Genomic DNA, 21979 nt, shown 5'->3' on the forward strand with positions numbered 1-21979 from the left:
GCTGATTATGCCAATCCTTGCCGCCGCGTACCACCACCATCTGTCGGTCCATTGTCGGCTCACGATGTGTTACCCTGTTGCCTATCATTAAAACAGCGACTTTCAGGAGCACTCTTTATGTCAATTCAACGCATTAGACCCGAGCCACGGATGTCGGATATCGTTGTCCACAATGGCACCGTTTATTACACCAGCGTTCCGGAAAACCTCGACGCCAACGCCAAAGATCAGACCGCCGAAACGTTGGCGATTATCGATGCGGCGCTTTTGGAAGTCGGTTCAGACAAAAGCAAAATTCTGGATGCGACCATCTTCCTGGTTGACGGCGATGACTTTGCCGCAATGAACGAAGCCTGGGACGCCTGGGTTTCACCGGGCAATGCGCCGGTTCGCTGCACTGTGCAAGCTAAACTGATGAACCCGAAGTACAAGGTTGAAATCAAGGTTATCGCCGCGCTTTAAGTCTCGGCTGGATAGGCCATAAAAAAAGCCTCCTGACGCAAATCAGGAGGCTTTTTCTTTACCTTTACATCAACAATCAGGCTTTCGCGCCCGCCACCGCTTCACGCGCCAGCTCGGTGATACGGGCATAATCACCTTGCTCTAGCGCATCCGCAGGTACCAACCAGGAACCGCCGATACAAAGCACGCTTTTCAGCGCCAGATAGTCACGGTAGTTGCCCGGAGTGATACCGCCAGTTGGGCAGAAACGCACCTGTGGGAAAGGCCCCGCGATGGCTTGTAGCGCCTTGACACCGCCGTTAGCCTCCGCAGGGAAGAACTTGAATTCGCGCAGACCGGCATCCAGTCCCAGCATCAGCTCCGACACGGTACTAATCCCTGGGATAAGCGGTATTGGACCCTCATTGGCCGCCTTTAGCAGCGGCTCGGTCAGGCCCGGGCTGATAGCAAACTGCGCGCCCGCCGCGGTCACTTCCGCCAGCTGTTGCGCATTAAGCACGGTTCCTGCACCGATAATGGCGTCCGGCACCTCATGAGCGATTGCCTTGATGGCATCAATCGCACAGGCAGTGCGCAGCGTCACCTCAAGCACGCGAACACCGCCCGCCACCAGCGCTTTGGCCAAGGGAACGGCATGTTCCAGTTTGTTAATCACAATGACCGGAACGACCGGACCCGAGGTCAGGATCTGTTCTGCGCTTGTTTTCCAGTTCTTCATCTTTGTCTCCATTTATCCCGCTAAGCGGTCCAGTAAACCTCTACCGGAGTCTGTTGTTGATGCAATACTGCCCTGACGGGCATGTTGTTTTGATCGGTGCCTTTCTCCGCACGCTCGTAAACTTCGCGTTTGGATTCACCGGCCAACAGTAAATAGATTCGCCGACTGTTGAGCAGTACCGGCAACGTCAGCGTCATGCGCTCAAGTGGCGCGGTCAGCGGCGTAATCGCTACGCAGCGCCGCGTCGTCTTGAGGTCAAGCGCCCTGGCAAGATTGACACTGCCGGGAAACAGAGACGCGATATGTCCGTCGTCCCCCATGCCCAGCAGCGTGATGTCCGCAGGCAGTTGCAGTGCCGCCAGCGCCGACTCAGCCGTCGATTCACCCTCGGCGGCAGTCCCGGCACCGTTCTTGAGGGCAATAAAGGTGGCTTTCGCCACCTCACCCTGCAACAAACTGTTTCGCACCATTTTCTCGTTGCTGGAGCCGTTGTCGTTGGTAACCCAACGTTCATCGGCCAAGGTAATGGTCACGCGACTCCAGTCGAGCTCCTGGCGAGACAGCTGCCTGAAAAGTTCGAGCGGCGTTCTGCCCCCCGAAACAATCAGCGTTGCCTGTCCTCGGTCCGCAATGGCGCGGCGCAATGCGTCAGCCATTTTACCGGCCAGATTTTGGTTGAGCGCCGCTGCACCGGAAAATTCGACGAAATTGGCCATCTGTTGCCCCTTACCTGACGTGCCGTGAAACTACGGTGGATTAGCCGAACTCATTCCATGAACGGCCATCACGGGTAATCATCGCCACCGAGGCAACAGGTCCCCAGGTACCCGCCTGATAAGGCTTAGGTGCTTCGTTTTCTGCGGCCCAGGCGTTGATGATGCCATCAACCCATTTCCAGGCTTCTTCCACTTCGTCACGACGAACGAACAGTGCCTGAATACCGCGCATGGTTTCCAGCAGCAGACGCTCGTAGGCATCGGCAATGTGTTCTTCGTGGAAGGTCTCAGAGAAGCTGAGATCAAGCTTAGTCGTTTGCAGACGGTGCTTGTGCTCAAGACCAGGAACTTTGTTCAGAACTTCGATTTCGATCCCTTCATCCGGCTGTAGACGAATGGTCAGCTTGTTCTGCGGCAGTTGCTGGTAGGAATCACTGAACAGGTTCAGGGCTGGAGTCTTGAAGTAAACGACAACTTCGGAACATTTGGTTGGCAGACGCTTACCGGTACGCAGGTAGAAAGGCACACCCGCCCACTGCCAGTTGTCGATGTCCACGCGAATGGCCACGAAGCTCTCGGTGCTGCTGCTCTTGTTCGCGCCTTCTTCTTCAAGGTAACCAGGAACTTTTTTGCCCTGCACGAATCCCGCCGTGTACTGACCACGAACGGTGGTTTCGCGCACGTTGGTCTGGTCAATACGACGCAGAGAACGCAGCACTTTCACTTTTTCGTCACGGATACGGTCGGTGCTCAGATCCGCCGGTGGAGACATCGCGATCATGGTCAGAATCTGCAACAGGTGGTTCTGAATCATGTCACGCATCTGACCGGCTTTGTCGAAGTAACCCCAACGTCCTTCGATGCCCACTTCCTCGGCCACGGTAATCTGCACGTGATCGATAGTGCGGTTGTCCCAGTTGGAGGCAAACAGGTTGTTGGCAAAGCGCAGCGCCAGCAGGTTCAATACGGTTTCTTTACCCAGGTAATGGTCGATACGATAAACCTGGCTTTCATTGAAGTACTGCGCCACACCATCGTTGATTTCCTGAGAAGACGCCAGGTCGGTACCGAGCGGCTTTTCCATGACAACGCGGGCTGGCTCTTTATTCAGACCCGCTTCGCCCAGACCTTTACAGATAGCTGAGAAGGTGCTCGGCGGCATGGCGAAATAGTTGATAGTGGTACGTTTTGACGTATCCAGCATCTTGCCCAGGCGGGTGAAGTGCTTGATGTCGTTAACGTCCAGATTACAGAATTCCAGACGGGCGCTGAGTTTTTCCCACAGTTCAGGATCCAGCTTTTCTTTCATAAAGGTGGTTAGCGCTTCTTTTACCACTTCGGTATAAGCCGCTTTGTCCCACTCGGCGCGACCTACGCCGATGATCTTGGTGTCGTCGTGAATGTGTCCAGCTTTTTCCAGCTGATACAGGGAAGGCAACAGCTTACGGCGTGCAAGATCGCCTTTAGCACCGAAAATAACCAGGTCACACGCCTGGGCTGGTTGGTTTACCGCCATGTTCTTCTCCTTAGAGCAGGATTTACCCTTTTTGCCTGGAAATGCAGCGCCGAAGCGTTTGCATCTCAAACGTTTAGGTAGATTGTAATTTTATTTCAGCAGGTTTTGCGTTTCCGCCACAATGTACTCTGATTAGGCAGAGTCAGTAAACCAAGATCTAAGGCATTAATAAATGAATAAAAAACCACATAATTTGTCATGATTGTTAAATCGGCTAAGCTTTACGCTAACCCTGATGTAATTTTATGACAAATTTGAGCATTAATTACCATATTGAAACTTAGATCTGGCTCATGTTCTGGAAAAAAAGCTTGGATTTCACCAGATTGTCCCTGCCACCTCATTCAGCGCCGTAGTATATTTTCATCAAACTGACATGATTTCTCCTTTTCGTTGAAATCGATGAAACCTATTGAGTAGCCGCCCATGAATACGCTGGAAAAAATCCTCAGCTTTTTGGACATCCTCAGCAAATCTGAAAGAAAAGTTGCTGAAGTTATCCTTGCCTCACCACAAACTGCCATACATTCCAGCATCGCGACATTAGCCAAAATGGCGGACGTCAGTGAACCTACCGTCAATCGCTTCTGCCGCCGCCTTGAAACCAAGGGTTTTCCTGACTTCAAATTACAGCTTGCCCAAAGTCTGGCTAATGGAACGCCATACGTAAACCGCAACGTCGAAGAAACTGACAGCGTTGAGGCTTATAGCGCGAAAATCTTTGAATCGACGATGGCCAGTCTCGAGCAGGTGAAAAATACGCTTGATATTTCGGCAGTTAACCGCGCTGTCGATCTCCTGACCCAGGCGAAGAAGATCTCGTTCTTCGGACTTGGTGCGTCAGCAGCCGTTGCACACGACGCTATGAACAAGTTTTTCCGCTTTAACATCCCTGTTATCTATTTCGATGATATCGTAATGCAACGCATGAGCTGTATGAATTCGGGCGAAGGTGACGTCGTGGTGTTGATTTCTCACACCGGCCGCACGAAAAACTTAGTCGAGCTGGCGCATCTTGCCCGCGAAAATGACGCAACGGTCATTGCTATCACCTCCAAAGACACACCGCTGGCTCATGAAGCGACCCTTTCCCTGCTGCTCGACGTTCCTGAAGACACCGACGTTTATATGCCGATGGTCTCGCGTTTGGCGCAGCTCACGCTGATAGACGTGCTGGCGACAGGATTTACTTTGCGTCGCGGGGCTAAATTCAGAGATAACCTGAAGCGAGTCAAAGAATCATTACGCGATTCGCGTTTTGATAAAGGGGTTTCTGCCCCCCCACGATTTGAATAAATCCGTAAATTGACGGATGTTTTTATGCCGCCACGTTTGTTACAATGTTGTTAAATACTAGGGGTCTGGCCGTCAGGAGTGGGCTTTCAATCCTCTCCGACAAGAGCCAGACAAAATTGCCCGGATAACATTTATTGGGATAACAACAAGTGTCGAGCAGGCTACGCGCCTTCTCTCTCATGGGTGCAACAATTTTGTATTAAAATTACAATCAACCTCCCTTATGTTGTTATCCCGTAACACGTTATTCAGGTTTAGCAGCGCAAATGCTTCACAAGTCAACGGAGTAATGCATGTCCAGACGGCTCAGAAGAACCAAAATTGTCACCACCCTCGGCCCGGCAACGGACCGCGATAATAATCTTGAAAAAATTATTGCCGCCGGTGCAAACGTCGTCCGCCTTAACTTCTCTCACGGCACCCCGGAAGATCACCAGCTTCGCGCCGATAAAGTTCGCGAAATTGCGGCTAAACTCGGTCGTCACGTGGCTATCCTCGGCGATCTCCAGGGCCCAAAAATTCGCGTTTCCACCTTTAGGGAAGGCAAGGTTTTCCTGAATATCGGCGATAAGTTCCTGCTCGATGCCAACATGAGTAAGGGCGAAGGCGACAAGGAGCGCGTTGGGATTGACTACAAAGGCCTGCCTGCCGACGTGGTCCCCGGCGATATCCTGCTACTCGACGACGGACGTGTGCAGCTCAAGGTTCTCGAAGTTCAGGACGCGAAAGTGTTCACCGAAGTTACCGTTGGCGGTCCGCTGTCGAACAATAAAGGCATCAACAAACTGGGCGGTGGACTTTCGGCTGAAGCGCTGACCGAAAAAGACAAAGCCGATATTCTGACTGCGGCAAAAATTGGCGTCGACTTCCTTGCCGTCTCTTTCCCACGCACCGGTGAAGACCTGAACTATGCACGCCGACTGGCGCGCGATGCAGGCTGCCATGCGAAAATCGTCTCGAAGGTTGAGCGTGCAGAAGCGGTTGCCAGCGATGCGGCAATGGATGACATTATTCTCGCCTCTGACGTGGTCATGGTGGCGCGTGGAGATTTAGGCGTCGAGATTGGCGATCCTGAGCTGGTGGGCATTCAGAAGAAGCTTATCCGCCGCGCTCGTACGTTGAACCGCGCCGTGATAACCGCGACCCAGATGATGGAGTCGATGATTACCAACCCGATGCCGACCCGAGCGGAAGTTATGGACGTCGCTAACGCCGTGCTCGACGGTACCGACGCGGTGATGTTGTCAGCAGAAACGGCGGCGGGTCAATACCCGGCAGAAACCGTGGCGGCGATGGCACGCGTTTGTCTTGGCGCTGAAAAAATCCCTAGCATTAACGTTTCGAAGCACCGTCTTGACGTCGAGTTCGACAACATTGAAGAAACCATTGCTATGTCCTCAATGTATGCGGCCAACCACCTCAAGGGCGTCAGCGCGATCATCTCACTCACGGAGTCAGGCAGAACGCCGCTCATCATGTCGCGTATCAGCTCTGGCCTGCCTATCTTCGCGATGTCTCGCCACGAACATACCCTGAATCTCACGGCGCTTTATCGCGGCGTGACGCCGGTATTCTTTGACAGCAACAACGACGGCGTCGCCGCGGCTGTCGACGCGGTTAATCTGCTGCGTGACAAAGGCTACCTGCTGTCCGGTGACATCGTCATCGTGACCCAGGGTGACGTGATGAGCACCACCGGCACGACCAACACCACGCGCGTTCTGACGGTTGAATAAGCCGTTGACTGAATCGTGACACCCCGCGGTGGCACTTAGAGTAGAACGTAAAAAACCGGCCTTGGCCGGTTTTTTTGTGCCTTACCCCTTAGCGTGGGTAAAGTTCGTCACGGGTGTACGGCTCCTGCTCGCCCGGCTTGCGGGTTTTAAGCAGTTTAAGGATCCAGGTGTACTGCTCGGGATTAGGCCCAACCAATACCTCGACCTCTTCGTTCATACGACGCGCGATGGTAGCATCATCAGCCGTTGCCAAGTCGTACATCGGCGGGCGGATATGGATATCAAGACGATGTTTTTTGCCATCATACACCGGGAAAAGCGGCACGATTTCAGCGCGGCACACTTTCATCAGCCTACCGACCGCCGGAAGCGTAGCCTTATAGGTTGCAAAGAAATCGACAAACTCGCTGTGTTCCGCGCCGTGGTCCTGATCCGGCAGATAATAGCCCCAGTATCCCTGACGAACCGAGCTGATAAACGGTTTTATCCCGTCATTGCGCGCATGCATACGGCCGCCAAAACGACGTCGTACGGTATTCCACAGATAGTCACTCAGCAGGTTCTTCTGGTTATGGAACATCGCCGCCATCGGCTGACCGGTCGCCGCCATCAGCATGGCAGGAATATCCACCGCCCAACCGTGAGGCACCAGAAAGATGATGTTCTTCCCTTCTGCTTTCAGGCCATCAACTATCTCCTGATTGTGCCAGTGAACGCGTCCAAGCAGCTTTTTCGCATCGCCACGGCAGGCCAGTTCGGCCATCATCACCATCGACTGCGGCGCAGCGGCAAACATGTCGTCAATTATCTCTTCACGGCGTGCTTCGGGCAATTCAGGCAGGCAGTAAAGCAGGTTGATGCGCGCACGGCGACGGGCCCCTTTCGCGAACTTTCCTGCCAGACGACCGAGTCCGCCCAAAATCGGGTCACGAATCGGTGCCGGAACGTAAGCCATTGCCGCCATTGCGCCAACGCCCAACCAAATGCCCCAGTAACGCGGATGATAAAAGGCTTTTTGGAACTGCGGGATAAACTCAACGTTCGATTTTTTTTCTGATTGCATGCGTTAACTCATAAACTTTTATACTAATTATAAAATTCAATCGTCCAATGATAGGTGCAGTGAATTATTTTGCAATGAATAGTGTCGCCCGCAACGGCAGACGACGCTATTCAACCAGAAGAAAACGAAGAGATTTTATTCGTTGCGTCTATGGGACACCTCAGAGTTTCAGCTGCGGCATCACTTCACGCACCGTAGACAGATAGTCTTTCAGGTCCTTGCCGCTGAGGCCTTCGGAGCGCGGCAGCTTGGCGGTCAGCGGATTGACGGCGACGTTGTTGATCCACACTTCAAAGTGCAAATGCGGCCCGGTTGAACGCCCGGTATTCCCTGACAGTCCAATACGTTGACCACGCTTCACTTTTTGTCCCGGCTTAACCAGCACCCGGCTGAGATGCATATAGCGGGTCATATACTGACGCCCCTGACGAAGCGCAACGTAGTTACCCGCCGCGCCGCCGTTCTTGGCGACGATCACCTCACCGTCACCGACGGCCAGTACCGGCGTACCGATAGGCACCGCAAAATCGACGCCGCGGTGTGGCGCAATACGGCCGGTGACCGGATTAAGGCGACGTGGGTTGAAGTTGGAGGAAACGCGGTACTGTCTGAGGGTTGGGAAACGCAGAAAACCACGCGCCAGCCCGCTGCCCGAACGGTCATAGAACTTTCCGTCTTCGGCGCGAATGGCATAGTAATCTTTACCGCCGCTGCGCATATGGACGCCGGCGAGTTCGCTCTGCTGGCTCTTGCCGTCGAGCATTTCGCGCGACATCAACACCGAGAACTGATCGCCTTTACGCAATTTTTTGAAGTCCATCTGCCACTGTAGGGCTTTGACCACCGCGCCGATTTCGGCATTGGAGAGACCAGCTTCCTTAGCGCTGCCGACGAAACTGCCGCCGACGGTGCCTTTGAGCACCTGGTCTTGCCATTCGCCTTTCAACATTTCGGTTGAGGCCTTGAAGCCGTTGCCGCTGCGGTCAAAAGTCACCGTCTCACGGCGCGACTTTTCCCAGGTCAGACGCTGTAAATCACCGTCGTCGTTAACCGTCCAGGACAGCTGCTGGCCTATCTTCAGATTACGCAGGTCACTGTTTGAGGTTGCCAGCGCGGAGATATCAGACATGTCGATACCGTACTGATTCAGAATGCTGCTGAGCGTATCGCCGGTAGAGACCACATACTCGTGAACGCCCTTTTCGTTCTCGGTTTTATCATCGAGTTCATCTTTAGGGATATCCGCGGCGGGTGGCGAGTCACTGTCGTCGAGAGGTTCGCTCGCCTCAGGCAACAGGGAACGCACCTGTTGCGCGTCGAGAAGGATTTGTTTGGCAATAGGCTTTTGGTGATAACCGTCGTCATCATTATGATATACAAAGGGTTTTGATATCGCCATGGCCAGAGTTAGCGCGGTCAGTGACCCCAGCATGATACGGTGGGGTCGTGGAAGACTGTTGAGCGCCAGAGCGATCGATCGGGGTAGTAGCTGCACTTAAATGGATCCTTATAGCTTACTTCAGGCAGCTCACGTACTGAGAAGTCAGATGTGACAGGAAGTTCACATAGCTGTCCTTGGTCAGTGCGATACCGCCTCCCAGCGGATCCAATGTGCTCGTACGCACTGTTGTTCCCTGGGCAACGGCATTAATTATGGCCGGCCTGAACTGTGGTTCAGCAAAAACGCAGACCGCTTTCTGCTCAACCAGCTGTGTTCGAATTTGATGTAATCGCTGTACTCCAGGCGGGATTTCAGGATTCACAGAGAGGCGCCCCATCGGCGACAACCCGTAGTGTTTTTCAAAATAACTGAATGTATCCTGAAAAACAAAATATCCCTTTCCCTGAACAGGTTGCAGCATCTTACCAAGCTTTATGTCAGTTTTTGTCAATCCGGCTTCAAACTGGCGCAAGTTGGCATCTAATTGGTCCTTCTTTTGCGGCATTAGTTCCAATAATTTTGCGTGAATTGCGATAGCGGTCAGTTTCGCAATATCCGGGGAAAGCCACACCGACATGTCGTAGACGGCAGTTTGCTGATCGTCGGCGATTTTATTATGCGCACGAATGTCATGTTCACGCTGTTCTTGGTTATCCGCCGCCATAAGTAGGGGTTTCACTTCCGGGATTGCCGAGAGGTCGACGACGCGATTAGGCGGTAATTGCGCCACCGATTTGCTCATAAAGCTTTCCATGTCCGGCCCTACCCACACCAGCAGATCGGCGCTACGCATGCGTTGCAGGTCGGAGGGATGCAAAGAATAGCCGTGGGGAGACTGACCGTCCGGCAGCAGGACATCCGTTGGCGTAACGCCATCGGCAATAGCGGCGGCGATAAAACCGAGCGGGCGCAAAGACGCCAATACTGCCGCCTGAGCGGTGGTGACCACGCTTGCGGTCAATAATGATGCGGCCATCACGGCGCGGATCAAGAAGGATTTTTTCATTTTGATCATTTTTTCTGTTTCACAATAGGCTTATCGTTTTTATCGTTCTTAAGCCTGTTTTCAGACTAAGCATTTAGGTATTGCAGCAGTCTAGAATACTGCGCCCGCAGCCTGCCTGTCGGCAAATAGCTGAGAGCAAAAGAGAACTTTTGACTGGAGTTATCATTATTTTGTCAGAGGGGCGGCATTATACCATTGGAATTGAGTTTTAATTTCAAATTTGATCTTTTTAGGGGAGTACAGCGGGGACGGGAGGAACAAAATGGAAAAAAGGCGCAGAGAGGCAAGAGGTACTGACTTCCCCCTCTTGCCCAGGTTCGCTGCGGTGGCCTATCGAAGCCGATAAGCCATAAAAGCGACTCGGCGTAGATTGACGTTGGCCTTAAAGACAATCTCCACAAACAGCGCCGCGGGCCACCAGCCAAAAAAACCTTTTACTCAGGCCGGGTCATCCCAAAATGCCGGTAAGCATGATGGGTCGCCATACGCCCACGCGGTGTGCGTTGAATGAATCCCTGCTGAATGAGGAAGGGTTCAATGACGTCTTCAATGGTTTCGCGCTCTTCGCCAATCGCCGCCGCGAGGTTGTCCAGTCCAACCGGGCCGCCGGTAAATTTGTCGATAATTGCCAGCAACAGCTTACGGTCCATGTAATCAAAGCCCTCGGCGTCGACGTCAAGCATGTCCAGTGCGCCGTTGGCAACGTCACCGTTGATGGTGCCGTCGCCTTTGACCTCGGCGAAGTCACGCACACGGCGCAGCAGTCGGTTGGCGATACGCGGCGTACCGCGTGAACGGCGAGCGATTTGATGCGCGCCCTCCTCCGACAGCTCAAGCCCCAGACAAGACGCGCTGCGCCCCACAATGTGCTGCAAATCGGCAACCTGGTAAAACTCCAGGCGTTGCACGATACCAAAACGGTCGCGCAGTGGAGAGGTCAATGACCCCGCCCGCGTCGTCGCACCGATCAGCGTGAACGGCGGCAGATCGAGTTTGATAGAGCGCGCAGCCGGGCCTTCACCAATCATGATATCCAGCTGATAGTCTTCCATTGCCGGATACAGCACCTCTTCAACTACCGGTGAAAGACGGTGAATTTCATCGATAAACAGCACGTCGTGAGGTTCGAGGTTGGTCAGCATCGCCGCGAGGTCACCCGCCTTTTCCAACACCGGACCCGACGTGGTACGCAGGTTCACGCCCATCTCGTTAGCAACAATGTTGGCCAGCGTAGTTTTACCCAGTCCGGGAGGACCGAAAATCAGCAGGTGATCCAGCGCGTCGCCGCGCTGTTTGGCCGCCTGAATGAAGATCTCCATCTGCGAACGAACGTGCGGCTGCCCAACGTATTCGGACAACAGTTTAGGACGAATCGCTCTGTCGATAACTTCTTCTTCGCTGATAACACCAGCAGAAATAAGACGGTCAGCTTCTATCATCTGTTACCTCACAGAGCCGCGCGAAGCGCTTCTCTAATCAATGTCTCGCACTCTGCGCCGGGTTTGGCCACTTTACTGATCATTCGGCTCGCCTCTGGCGGCTTATAGCCGAGAGAAATGAGTGCGGCAACCGCTTCGCCTTCGGCGTCAGACTCTTTCGCCTTCGACGCAGCAGCAGGCAGGTTAATATCGACCGGATTGTTAAACAGGTCGCCGTTGAGCCCTTTAAAGCGGTCCTTCATTTCAACCACCAGACGTTCGGCGGTCTTCTTGCCCACGCCAGGCAGCTTGATAAGCGAGGTGATTTCTTCTTTCTCTACCGCACTCACAAACTGCTGCGCAGACATGCCAGAGAGAATAGCCAGCGCCAGCTTCGGCCCTACGCCGTTGACCTTAATAAGCTCGCGGAACAGCGCACGTTCCTGTTTATCATTGAAGCCGTAAAGCAGCTGCGCATCTTCACGCACGATAAACTGGGTGAAGACCACCGCTTCTTGCCCCAGCTCCGGCAGTTCGTAAAAACAGGTCATCGGCATGTGCACTTCATAACCCACGCCGTTGGTTTCCAACAGCACTAACGGGGGCTGTTTTTCCAGAATAATGCCTCTGAGACGACCTATCACTTTTACCTTCCTTTGCCGATGAATCCGCCAGCAAGGCCAGCGGAATGACGAAAATTTTTATGGTTTATATCATAGAAAAGAGCTGGATAGATATCCAGCCTTAATTAACGCATTCTCCCCCGCGCCAACTGGAGCCTGTCGCTGCTTAAGCGAATCGCATTTTGGCTGACGTGACAATGAGTTATGGCAATAGCCAGCGCATCGGCGGCGTCCGACTGAGGATTGGCAGGCAGCTTGAGCAAGGAACGCACCATGTGCTGCACCTGACTCTTTTCCGCCGCACCGGTACCGACGACGGTCTGCTTGACCTGTCGCGCCGCATATTCAAATACCGGCAAATCCTGATTAACCGCCGCCACTATCGCCGCGCCGCGCGCCTGACCCAGCTTGAGCGCCGAGTCGGCATTCTTGGCCATAAACACCGATTCAATGGCAAAAAAGTCCGGCTGAAACTGGGTGATAATTTCGGTAACGCCCGCATAAATCAGCTTCAAACGCCCCGGCATGTCATCGACCACCGTGCGAATGCAGCCGCTGCCCAAATAGCTGAGCAGCCTGCCCTGCTGGCGGATAATGCCATAGCCTGTGACGCGTGAACCGGGGTCAATCCCCAGAATGATAGCCATCGCTTATTAATACCTTATCTTATGATAACGCTGAGCCTGTCCGGGCAGAGGACCGGTTGGCGTATGAAATGTTCTGTTGGCAAGTTTGTCTTGAATTGAAGGAAAAAACAAACCGGACTGAGGATGTCCGTAAAGCCGGGCGAAAACGCGAGCCTGTCGCGCCTTCGCCCGTGAGGAAGATTACAGGGTTTCTGCGATCTCGTCGGAGATTTCACCGTTGTGGTAAACCTCCTGCACATCATCACAGTCTTCCAGCATGTCAATCAGACGCAGCAGCTTAGGCGCGGTCTCGGCGTCCATATCGGCCTTGGTAGAAGGGATCATGGTGACTTCAGCCTGATCGGCCACGAAGCCAGCGGCCTGCAACGCGTCTTTTACATCGCCCAGGCTTTCCCATGCGGTGTAAACGTCAATTGCGCCGTCGTCATAGGTCTGGATGTCATCAGCACCCGCTTCGAGCGCGGCTTCCATGATAACGTCTTCGTCCTGGCCTGGAGCAAAGGTGATTACGCCGGTTTTGGTGAACAGGTAAGCGACGGAGCCGTCGGTCCCCAGGTTACCCCCGGTTTTGCTGAAAGCATGACGCACTTCAGCAACGGTACGGTTACGGTTATCACTCAGACATTCAACCATCACGGCGGTGCCGCCCGGGCCGTAGCCTTCATAGATGATGGTTTCCATGTTGGTGTCGTCATCGCCGCCCACGCCGCGCGCGATGGCGCGGTTCAGGGTATCGCGCGTCATGTTGTTTGACAGCGCCTTGTCGATGGCCGCACGCAGACGTGGATTGGCACCCGGATCGCCGCCGCCCAGTTTCGCAGCGGTAACCAGCTCGCGAATGATTTTGGTGAAAATTTTACCGCGTTTAGAGTCTTGTGCTGCTTTGCGGTGTTTGGTGTTGGCCCACTTACTGTGACCTGCCATAAAAGATCTCCATTAGCCTTATACAGGCTGAACTCATTTTAGATAATCAACGGCCTTGCTCCGAGACTCAATGACTCTGAGACCGGCCTAATAAATAACAAATTCTTCAATCGCCTGCTGATTGCTCGGTGACTTGGTCAAAGCGGCCGCAGCCGCTTTGTCCAGCCAACGATAGGCGTGGTGTTCGGTCAGAACAATGCTTCGCTCTTCCGGCAATGCCAGACAGAACCAGTGCTCTTTGTTCCAGCTCACGCCAGGGGCATAGCGATAGCGCAGGTGCGCAAACAGTTCAAACTCGACACAGCGGCCGCAGTCCTGTAACAGCAGATTTTCGGCAGCGATATCGATGCCAACCTCCTCCAGAACCTCACGCTGCGCAGTTTGCGCGGGTGACTCGCCGTCTTCCAGGCTGCCGGTAACCGACTGCCAGAACTCCGTATCGTCACGCCGCTGGAGCATCAGCACCCGGCCGTTGTTTCTGGCATAGATGACCACCAGTATCGACTCAGGACGCTTGTAGCTCATCAGTTATTCTCTGAATCTGTGTCTGGGGTCGCTTTTTTAGCGATAACGCTAATCCCTAGCTCAACCAGAGACGCCGGATTGGCGAAGTTAGGTGCTTCGGTCATCAGACAGGCTGCCGCCGTGGTTTTCGGGAACGCGATAACGTCACGGATGTTATCGGTGCCGGTCAGCAGCATGACCAGACGGTCAAGACCAAACGCCAGACCCGCATGCGGAGGCGTGCCGTATTTCAGCGCATCAAGCAGGAAGCCAAACTTCTCGCGCTGCTCGTGTTCGGTAATACCCAGAATGCTGAATACCGCCTGCTGCATCTCACCACGGTGGATACGTACGGAACCGCCACCCACTTCATAGCCGTTGATAACCATGTCGTAGGCGTTGGCGATAGCGGAGGTTGGGTTCGCGATCAGCTGTTCCGCCGTCATTTCTTTCGGTGCGGTGAACGGGTGATGCATGGCCGAAAGTCCGCCTTCGTCGGTGTCTTCGAACATTGGGAAGTCAACCACCCACAGCGGCGCCCAGGCGCTTTCGTTGGTGATTTTCAGGTCGCGACCCAGTTTCAGACGCAGTGCACCAATGGCATCGGTGACAATCTTGGCACTGGCGGCGCCGAAGAAAATCATATCGCCATCCTGTGCACCGGTACGCTCTATCAGCGCACTCAGCAGTTCTTCGTTCAGGAACTTGGCAACCGGGCTCTGGATACCTTCGAGGCCTTTAGCCACTTCGTTGACTTTAATGTAAGCCAGACCCTTGGCGCCGTAAATTTCGATAAACTTGGCGTATTCGTCGATCTGCTTACGGCTCAGCTGGGCAGCACCCGGCACGCGCAGCGCGGCAACGCGACCTTTCGGGTCGTTAGCCGGATCGGAGAACACTTTAAACTCGACGGACTTGAACAGGTCAGCAACGTCGACCAGCTCCATCGGGTTACGCAAATCAGGCTTGTCGGAGCCGAAACGACGCATAGCATCGGCGTAGGTCATGATCGGGAAATCACCCAGATCGACGCCTTTAACCTCCAGCCACAGCTCGCGCGCCAGCTTCTCCATGACTTCGCGAACCTGCTCTGCGGTCATGAAAGAGGTTTCAACGTCAATCTGAGTGAATTCAGGCTGACGGTCGGCACGCAGGTCTTCGTCACGGAAACATTTAACGATTTGGTAATAACGGTCAAAGCCAGACATCATCAACAGCTGCTTGAACAGCTGTGGGGACTGTGGCAATGCGTAGAACTTACCTTTATGTACGCGGCTTGGCACCAGATAGTCGCGCGCGCCTTCCGGCGTGGCCTTGGTCAGCATCGGCGTTTCGATGTCGAGGAAGTCATGGGTGTCCATGAAACGGCGTACAAAGCTGGTGATGCGTGCGCGAGTTTTCAGGCGGTTGGCCATCTCAGGGCGACGCAGGTCCAGATAGCGGTATTTCAGACGCGCTTCTTCGGTGTTGTTGTGGTTGGAATCCAGCGGCAGCGGTTCTGAACGGTTGATGATGTTCAGCGCGCTGGCAAAGACTTCAACTTCACCCGTTGCCATGTCTTTATTAAACTGGCTTTCAGGACGCGCACGAACGGTACCGGTTAACTGCACGCAAAACTCATTACGCAGTTCTGACGCCAATTCGTACGCTGCGCTCTGATCCGGATCGAAAAATACCTGCACGATGCCTTCACGGTCGCGCAAATCGATGAAGATCAAACCACCCAGGTCGCGGCGGCGGTTAATCCAACCGCACAAAGTCACTTCCTGACCAACGTTGGACGAATTCAGCTTGCCACAATATTCAGTACGCATAACGGTATCCCTTTGATCTCACTGCCTGTGAGCATCGGATTAATATGGGTCGAAAAAAGGCGGTCATTATAAAGGAATTTCGTTCGCAGGATAAGTGCGAACACGCAGTTGATGCACCTGAAATTCGCTTTGGCGCGCCCTCACATATAATTTAACAAAATTATCAACAAACCCTACCCTAACCTGGATTAGACTCTTACGGACTATTAGTGCCCTAAGTAATTGCCGTCGCACGGAGGCTGCGCAACGACCGTGGGTTATTTAAACTTATAAAATCGCGAGCCTACCTATTATGTCTCTAACACTTGATCCTAAAACAACTGCTCTGGTGCTGATCGACTTGCAGAAAGGTATTCTGCCTTTTGCCGGGGGGCCACATACCGCTCAGCAAGTCCTGGATAAAGCAACTGAACTGAAAACCCGCTTCAACAAACTTGGCGCGCCGGTATTTATGGTTCGCGTAGGCTGGTCTGCAACCTTCGACGAAGCGCTGAAACAACCTACCGACATCTCTGCCGGTGGGGGTAGCCTGCCTGAAGACTGGTGGGAATTCCCAGAGCAACTTAACGTTACCGATAAAGACCTGCTGGTAGTAAAACGCCAATGGGGCGCGTTCTACGGTACCGACCTCGAGCTGCAACTGCGCCGTCGTGGTATTAAAACCGTCGTTCTTTGCGGCATCTCTACCAACATCGGCGTGGAGTCCACCGCGCGTAATGCGTGGGAGCTGGGCTTCGAACTGGTGTTCGCTGAAGACGCATGCAGCGCACACAATGCTGACCACCACGGTTCAAGCATCAACTTCATTTTCCCTCGCATCGGTCGCGTTCGCTCCACTGACGAGGTACTTGCTGCCATCGCCGAGTAAGGTTACCCTGCCGATATCAGCCAACGCCGCCTATGGGCGGCGTTTTTCATTTTAGAAACGGAACAACAATAGGGAAACGGCATGTATATTGGACTTCCCCAATGGCACCACAGTGCATGGAACAGCATCGGCCTGCACGATTTGGCCGATTACGCCCGTTACTTCAACTGCGTGGAAGGCAATACGACATTTTACGCATTGCCCAATGCCGAGGTTGTTATGCGCTGGCGCGACATGACCCATGATGATTTCCGTTTCTGTTTCAAATTTCCCCAAACCATTAGCCACAAGGCCGCGCTGCAAAACTGTCAGCGGGAAATCGATGCCTTCTATCAGTGCATCGCGCCGCTGGGGAACCGCATCGGCCAACTGTGGTTACAGTTACCCTCCACTTTCTCACCTCAGCATCTCGACCGCCTGTGGCAGTTTCTTGATGCCTTGCCTACCAGCTTTGATTACGGCGTAGAAGTCAGGCACTCACAGTTTTTTGAGAAAGGTGAGGAAGAGCGCGCATTGAATCGCGGTCTTCATGAACGTGGCATCAACCGGACCTTGCTCGACAGCCGTCCGGTGCATCACGCCACCAGCACCACCCACGCGGTGCTTGAGGCGAAAAGAAAGAAACCGATGCTGCCGGTGCACGCCGTGGTCACTGCCACGCATCCGATAGTGCGCTTCGTCGGAGGGGACGACATTAACGTCAATCAAAAATGGTTCTCGCAGTGGATAAAAAAGCTGGTCGACTGGCAGCAACAGGGGCATTCCCCTTACCTGTTTATTCACTCTCCCGACTGCAGCGATGCTCCGCAGCAGGCACAGGTCCTTTGGCGAACGCTGAGAGGCCATCTTCCGGCGCTGCCGCCTGAGCCAGATTGGCCCGAGCAAAACTCGCTGTTTTAACAACCGGGACCCGGCACGCGGTGCTTAGGCTGATATTTTTCGAGTATCCAGCGGGCGGAATCTGCTAAACTCCGCCCCCATAGCAGCAAACCGACGATTTTTGCTCCCCTTTTTACTTTTTTTGGTCTGATTCAGCACTATGACTAACCAAGATAAACTTTTTTCTGCACCGATTGAGAAACTCGGCGACTGGACTTTTGACGAGCGCGTAGCCGAAGTCTTCCCCGATATGATCCAACGCTCGGTACCTGGCTACTCCAACATCATTTCGATGATTGGCATGCTGGCCGAACGCTTCGTGAAACCCGACAGCAACGTCTACGATCTGGGCTGCTCTCTGGGTGCAGCGACGCTTTCAATGCGCCGTAATATTCACGTCTCTGGGTGTGAAATCATCGCCGTCGACAACTCCCCGGCCATGGTCGAGCGCTGCCGCCGCCACATCGACGCCTTCCGCGCCGAGACGCCGGTGCAGGTTATCGAAGCCGATATTCTTGACGTCGAGCTGAAAAATGCCTCGATGGTGGTGCTCAACTTTACCCTGCAATTCTTGCAGCCCGACGATCGCCAGCGCCTGTTAAATCAGGTTTATCAGGGCATGCGTCCGGGGGCCGCGCTGGTCTTGTCGGAGAAATTTAGCTTTGAAGATGTCAACGTCGGCGAACTGCTGTTCAACATGCATCACGACTTTAAGCGTGCCAACGGCTATAGCGAGCTGGAAATCAGCCAGAAACGCAGCATGCTCGAAAACGTGATGCTGACTGATTCGGTTGAGACCCACAAGGCACGCCTGCAACAGGCCGGTTTTGAACACGCCGAGGTCTGGTTCCAGTGCTTCAACTTTGGCTCACTGATTGCCATCAAGGCAGATGAGACAGCAGGGGACGCGGCGTGATTGAATTTGGGGATTTTTATCAGGCTATCGCCAAGGGTCCGCTAAGCCCGTGGCTCAATACTCTGCCTTCACAGCTGACGGCCTGGCAGAAAGAGTCGCTGCACGGTAAGTTCAAAATGTGGTTCAACGCCGTTGACAGGTTGCCGTTGCTGCAACCCGAACGCCTGGATCTGCTGCACAGCGTGACGGCCAATATGCTTGAGCCGCTGCCGAAGGGTCAGCGCGAAGGCATGGAAAACCTACTGCGTAACCTCATGCCGTGGCGCAAGGGTCCATTCTCACTGTATGACATTGAAATAGAAACAGAATGGCGTTCTGACTGGAAGTGGGACCGCGTACTGCCGCACATTTCTTCGTTGGCGGGTCGTACCGTCCTCGACGTCGGCTGCGGCAGCGGTTACCACATGTGGCGCATGCTTGGCGCAGGCGCGAATTTTGTGGTCGGAATCGACCCAATGCAGCTGTTTTTATGCCAGTTTGAGGCCGTTCGCAAGCTGTTGGGCGGCTGTCAGCGCGCTCACCTGTTGCCGTTGGGCATTGAGCAGCTCCCGGAACTGAACGCCTTTGACACTCTGTTCTCGATGGGCGTGCTTTACCATCGCCGCTCCCCGCTCGACCACCTTCTACAGCTTAAAAATCAGCTGGTTAGCGGCGGTGAGTTAGTGCTTGAAACGATTGTTATCGAAGGTGACAGCAATCAAGTGCTGGTCCCGGGCGACCGCTATGCGCAGATGAATAATATCTACTTCATTCCTTCCGCCGAGGCGCTAAAAGGATGGCTCATCAAATGCGGCTTCATCAATGTGCGCATTGCCGATGTTAGCCTGACTACGGTGGAAGAACAGCATCGAACCCCGTGGATGACCAGCGAATCTCTGGCAGAGTTCCTCGACCCTAATGACAGCAGCAAGACCGTTGAAGGCTACCCTGCCCCACGCCGCGCGCTGTTAATTGCCAACAAGCCTTAATCTTTACCCCGCCCCCCTAACGTCTCCGGGGGCGGGTTTATCACCAAACTCTTCCTCTCGTTCTGCACGATGATAAAACCTCTCGGTTAGATTTAAAACATTGCACATCAATGTGTTAACCGCGTAAATTGTGCACACTTAAATTTTACAGTTGCCCTTTCTGTCATTAATATTTTTGAGTCATTCAAACAAAATCAAAAATTAACGCTAAAATAGCCTCTTGGAATTCAAATAATTCGAACAATTTCACTGAGTGTTATTTCTTTAGAAATCAGAAAATAACCCATATCTTTTTTAATTTAACAGCATTTGTGTAGCAATAATCTGATTTTAAGGACGCTGACAAAGAATGATTAAAAATCAGTTAGAATATAAGTAATAGTCAAGGAGTGAGAAAATCACCCACAGTAACAATAGCATTTATTGTTAATTCGAAGATGAAACCTGCCATTCATTATATTGAGGATGAATGATGAAAAAGATTCACTATTTGATTTCTTCCTTACTTTTTTTAACCAGTGAAATTTTTGCAGCTACAAATACTCCTGATAATGCGTGTAAAGATATGAAGGCTAATGATCCTTCAGCGGTTATTTCCTGCTATCGCCAAACGCTGGCATCGCAGCCGCTTAAATATTGGTTTTTGAGCAATCAGGTATATGGCGATGTCGAAGTTAACCGCTATCAGATGATTTCTCAGTCCTGGTCTCCTGAAAATCTGGTTTCGCCTTCACAGTGGCTTGAAAATGTGGCGATTGGTATTCCCAAACACCCTAAATCAACCCGTGCGCTTATCGCCGTCGATATGGACGAGGGAACCCTGTTAAAGGTGGTGCAGGAGACAAACACTATCGTCATTTCGCTCAAGACGATCCCGAACAATAATCTGGTGTATCAGAACGACAACAAAGTGCGCGTCGAGGATGACAGCATTGCACGCACCTGGAAATTATTCACCGAAGACCCGGCACAGCGCCAACTTCTGCCATTGCATGTCCCGATGGCGGCCACAATATCCCAAACAATAAGGCTAGCAAAAAAGGAATTGGTGCACTGGAATATTGATCAGTTCATCGTGACCGGTGCGTCGAAACGCGGCTGGGCAACCTGGCTAAGCGCCGTTTCAGATCCCAGCGTGGTGGCAATCGTTCCCTTTGTCATTGACGTACTGGACACCGATTCGGTGATGAAGAATATCTATCGCTCGTACGGTGGAAACTGGCCTGTGGCTTTTACACCCTATTATAACCAAGGCATCGATAAGCTGGTTAATTCCTCGAACTTTATCAAATTGATGAAAATAGAGGATCCATTGCAATATATGGATACCCCCTCCGAATCACGCCTGGCTATTCCAAAGTATATCGTTAACGCCAGCGGTGATGATTTCTTTGTTCCTGATAATACAAGATATTATTACGACAAGCTGCCGGGAACCAAATCATTACGTATTGCGCCAAATACCGGCCACATCGGCATTCAGGATGATTTCGAAAAATCACTGGTGCCGTTTATCAATCGAATTCAAAACAACAAAGCATTGCCAACGCTAGCCATTGCTCCCTACCGTCAAAATAAAAGTAACAGCCTGAATATCACATTTTCCGAAAAACCGCTGAAGGTAATACGTTGGACCGCCACTAATCCTGCGGCACGTGATTTCCGCTTTGCATGCGGCATCAAATATATTGCTAGCGACATTACCATGAACGGTGGAAATAATGTCTCCGTGCCGCTGAGCTATCCAGGCCCGGGTTGGCAGGCCACCTTTGTGGAGGCGACGTTTAGCGACGGCTATATCGCCACCTCGCAGGTTTATATTACGCCTGACGATAAATACCCTACCACCCCACCGCCAGCCAACGGCGATGCATGCACTACTCTGGCAGGACGTGGTTTATAAGATGTGTCTGATAACACGCGTATTTTGTGGCAGAGGATAACAATTCTGGTTTTCTCTGCTAACCTTATCTAACCAATCAAAAGGAGATAGCGTATGTTTAATCAAGCACAAGACAAAGTAAAAGAAGTTGCGGGCGCTGCACAGGAAGCTTACGGCGATCTCACTGATTCACCCGAGCATCAGGCCAAAGGCGCAGCACGTAAATATGCCTCTCAAGCTAGCTATGTGGCTAAAGATGCAGTATCGACTGCCGTCGATCAGGTTAAAGAAAATCCTTTCGCAGGCGTTGCAGTTGCAGGCGCGGTAGGTATTCTCATCGGTTATCTGCTCGGCCGAAAATAAAAAAACGTCATGAGTTATGCTAGCCACCCTAATTAGTGTGTGGCAGAGGTTCGGAAGGCTGTGTGAAATTTCTTCAGCGGGCTTGACCTAGTGCTTATTAGGTATAGAATTTTGTCCGCATAATATTTACACACAGCACGTTCTACCCATAACTATATAGAAGTCGTTTTTATTGAGCCATCAGCGCAAGCTGATGGCTCTTTTACTCATTATGTAAAA

21 protein-coding genes are annotated in these 21979 nt (G+C 52.7%); 9 read left to right on the forward strand and 12 right to left on the reverse strand.

Annotated elements, in window-relative coordinates; translation table 11 throughout:
• The first annotated feature begins 117 nt into the window (after positions 1-117).
• Positions 118-462, forward strand: coding sequence for a RidA family protein (locus tag BS640_RS17680; protein ID WP_017491108.1), 345 nt, complete (start codon positions 118-120; stop codon positions 460-462).
• A 76-nt stretch (positions 463-538) separates the two neighbouring features.
• On the opposite strand, the gene BS640_RS17685 is transcribed toward BS640_RS17680, so the two are convergent.
• Genes BS640_RS17685 through zwf form a run of 3 tightly spaced genes read right to left on the reverse strand, consistent with a single transcriptional unit; the run spans position 539 to position 3412 of the window.
• Positions 539-1180 carry a bifunctional 4-hydroxy-2-oxoglutarate aldolase/2-dehydro-3-deoxy-phosphogluconate aldolase gene (locus BS640_RS17685; protein WP_017491107.1) on the reverse strand — a complete coding sequence of 214 codons (642 nt, stop codon included), beginning with the start codon at positions 1178-1180 and terminating at the stop codon, positions 539-541.
• Positions 1181-1200: 20 nt separating this feature from the next.
• Complete coding sequence (gene pgl / locus BS640_RS17690) at positions 1201-1896, reverse strand: 6-phosphogluconolactonase (RefSeq protein WP_017491106.1); 696 nt, start codon at positions 1894-1896, stop codon at positions 1201-1203.
• 40 nt (positions 1897-1936) lie between these two features.
• Positions 1937-3412, reverse strand: a complete 1476-nt coding sequence (gene zwf, locus BS640_RS17695; RefSeq protein WP_017491105.1) for a glucose-6-phosphate dehydrogenase — start codon at positions 3410-3412, stop codon at positions 1937-1939.
• A gap of 426 nt (positions 3413-3838) precedes the next feature.
• On the opposite strand from zwf, the gene BS640_RS17700 reads away from it, so the two are divergent.
• Positions 3839-4708 (forward strand): MurR/RpiR family transcriptional regulator, encoded by an 870-nt coding sequence (locus BS640_RS17700; RefSeq protein ID WP_017491104.1) that lies wholly within the window; start codon positions 3839-3841, stop codon positions 4706-4708.
• Positions 4709-5001: 293 nt separating this feature from the next.
• Positions 5002-6444 (forward strand): pyruvate kinase, encoded by a 1443-nt coding sequence (gene pyk, locus BS640_RS17705; protein WP_017491103.1) that lies wholly within the window; start codon positions 5002-5004, stop codon positions 6442-6444.
• Positions 6445-6532: 88 nt separating this feature from the next.
• On the opposite strand, the gene lpxM is transcribed toward pyk, so the two are convergent.
• The 9 genes from lpxM to aspS form a co-directional block, all read right to left on the reverse strand.
• Complete coding sequence (gene lpxM / locus BS640_RS17710; protein WP_017491102.1) at positions 6533-7507, reverse strand: lauroyl-Kdo(2)-lipid IV(A) myristoyltransferase; 975 nt, start codon at positions 7505-7507, stop codon at positions 6533-6535.
• A 160-nt stretch (positions 7508-7667) separates the two neighbouring features.
• On the reverse strand, positions 7668-9002 hold the full coding sequence (mepM, locus tag BS640_RS17715) for a murein DD-endopeptidase MepM (RefSeq protein WP_084913017.1): 1335 nt from the start codon (positions 9000-9002) through the stop codon (positions 7668-7670).
• Positions 9003-9021: 19 nt separating this feature from the next.
• Positions 9022-9960 carry a zinc ABC transporter substrate-binding protein ZnuA gene (znuA, locus tag BS640_RS17720; RefSeq protein WP_376783505.1) on the reverse strand — a complete coding sequence of 313 codons (939 nt, stop codon included), beginning with the start codon at positions 9958-9960 and terminating at the stop codon, positions 9022-9024.
• Positions 9961-10388: 428 nt separating this feature from the next.
• A complete protein-coding gene (gene ruvB, locus BS640_RS17725) occupies positions 10389-11393 on the reverse strand; it encodes a Holliday junction branch migration DNA helicase RuvB (RefSeq protein WP_017491099.1) in 1005 nt (334 codons plus the stop codon).
• Between the two features lie 8 nt (positions 11394-11401).
• Entirely contained in the window at positions 11402-12016 is a 615-nt protein-coding gene (gene ruvA, locus BS640_RS17730) for a Holliday junction branch migration protein RuvA (protein ID WP_017491098.1), read from the reverse strand.
• Between the two features lie 104 nt (positions 12017-12120).
• Positions 12121-12642, reverse strand: coding sequence for a crossover junction endodeoxyribonuclease RuvC (ruvC, locus tag BS640_RS17735; RefSeq protein WP_017491097.1), 522 nt, complete (start codon positions 12640-12642; stop codon positions 12121-12123).
• 180 nt (positions 12643-12822) lie between these two features.
• On the reverse strand, positions 12823-13566 hold the full coding sequence (locus BS640_RS17740; RefSeq protein ID WP_017491096.1) for a YebC/PmpR family DNA-binding transcriptional regulator: 744 nt from the start codon (positions 13564-13566) through the stop codon (positions 12823-12825).
• An 87-nt stretch (positions 13567-13653) separates the two neighbouring features.
• On the reverse strand, positions 13654-14091 hold the full coding sequence (gene nudB, locus BS640_RS17745) for a dihydroneopterin triphosphate diphosphatase (protein ID WP_017491095.1): 438 nt from the start codon (positions 14089-14091) through the stop codon (positions 13654-13656).
• On the reverse strand, positions 14091-15884 hold the full coding sequence (aspS, locus tag BS640_RS17750) for an aspartate--tRNA ligase (protein WP_084913018.1): 1794 nt from the start codon (positions 15882-15884) through the stop codon (positions 14091-14093). Before aspS ends, nudB begins: the two co-directional genes overlap by 1 nt.
• Before the next feature lie 292 nt (positions 15885-16176).
• Between aspS and BS640_RS17755 the strand changes: the two genes are divergently transcribed.
• The 6 genes from BS640_RS17755 (at position 16177) to BS640_RS17780 (ending at position 21760) form a co-directional block, all read left to right on the forward strand.
• A complete protein-coding gene (locus tag BS640_RS17755; RefSeq protein WP_017491093.1) occupies positions 16177-16752 on the forward strand; it encodes a hydrolase in 576 nt (191 codons plus the stop codon).
• Positions 16753-16833: 81 nt separating this feature from the next.
• The gene (locus BS640_RS17760; RefSeq protein WP_084913019.1) at positions 16834-17652 is read left to right on the forward strand and encodes a DUF72 domain-containing protein; all 819 of its coding nucleotides are present in this window, start codon (positions 16834-16836) and stop codon (positions 17650-17652) included.
• Positions 17653-17791: 139 nt separating this feature from the next.
• A complete protein-coding gene (cmoA, locus tag BS640_RS17765; protein WP_017491091.1) occupies positions 17792-18547 on the forward strand; it encodes a carboxy-S-adenosyl-L-methionine synthase CmoA in 756 nt (251 codons plus the stop codon).
• Complete coding sequence (gene cmoB, locus BS640_RS17770) at positions 18544-19515, forward strand: tRNA 5-methoxyuridine(34)/uridine 5-oxyacetic acid(34) synthase CmoB (RefSeq protein WP_017491090.1); 972 nt, start codon at positions 18544-18546, stop codon at positions 19513-19515. Before cmoA ends, cmoB begins: the two co-directional genes overlap by 4 nt.
• Before the next feature lie 472 nt (positions 19516-19987).
• Entirely contained in the window at positions 19988-21418 is a 1431-nt protein-coding gene (locus tag BS640_RS17775) for a PhoPQ-activated protein PqaA family protein (protein WP_017491089.1), read from the forward strand.
• 93 nt (positions 21419-21511) lie between these two features.
• Positions 21512-21760 carry a CsbD family protein gene (locus BS640_RS17780; protein ID WP_017491088.1) on the forward strand — a complete coding sequence of 83 codons (249 nt, stop codon included), beginning with the start codon at positions 21512-21514 and terminating at the stop codon, positions 21758-21760.
• The last annotated feature ends 219 nt before the right edge of the window (positions 21761-21979 follow it).

The organism is Rouxiella badensis, from assembly GCF_002093665.1.
Taxonomy (GTDB): Bacteria; Pseudomonadota; Gammaproteobacteria; order Enterobacterales; family Enterobacteriaceae; genus Rouxiella; species Rouxiella badensis.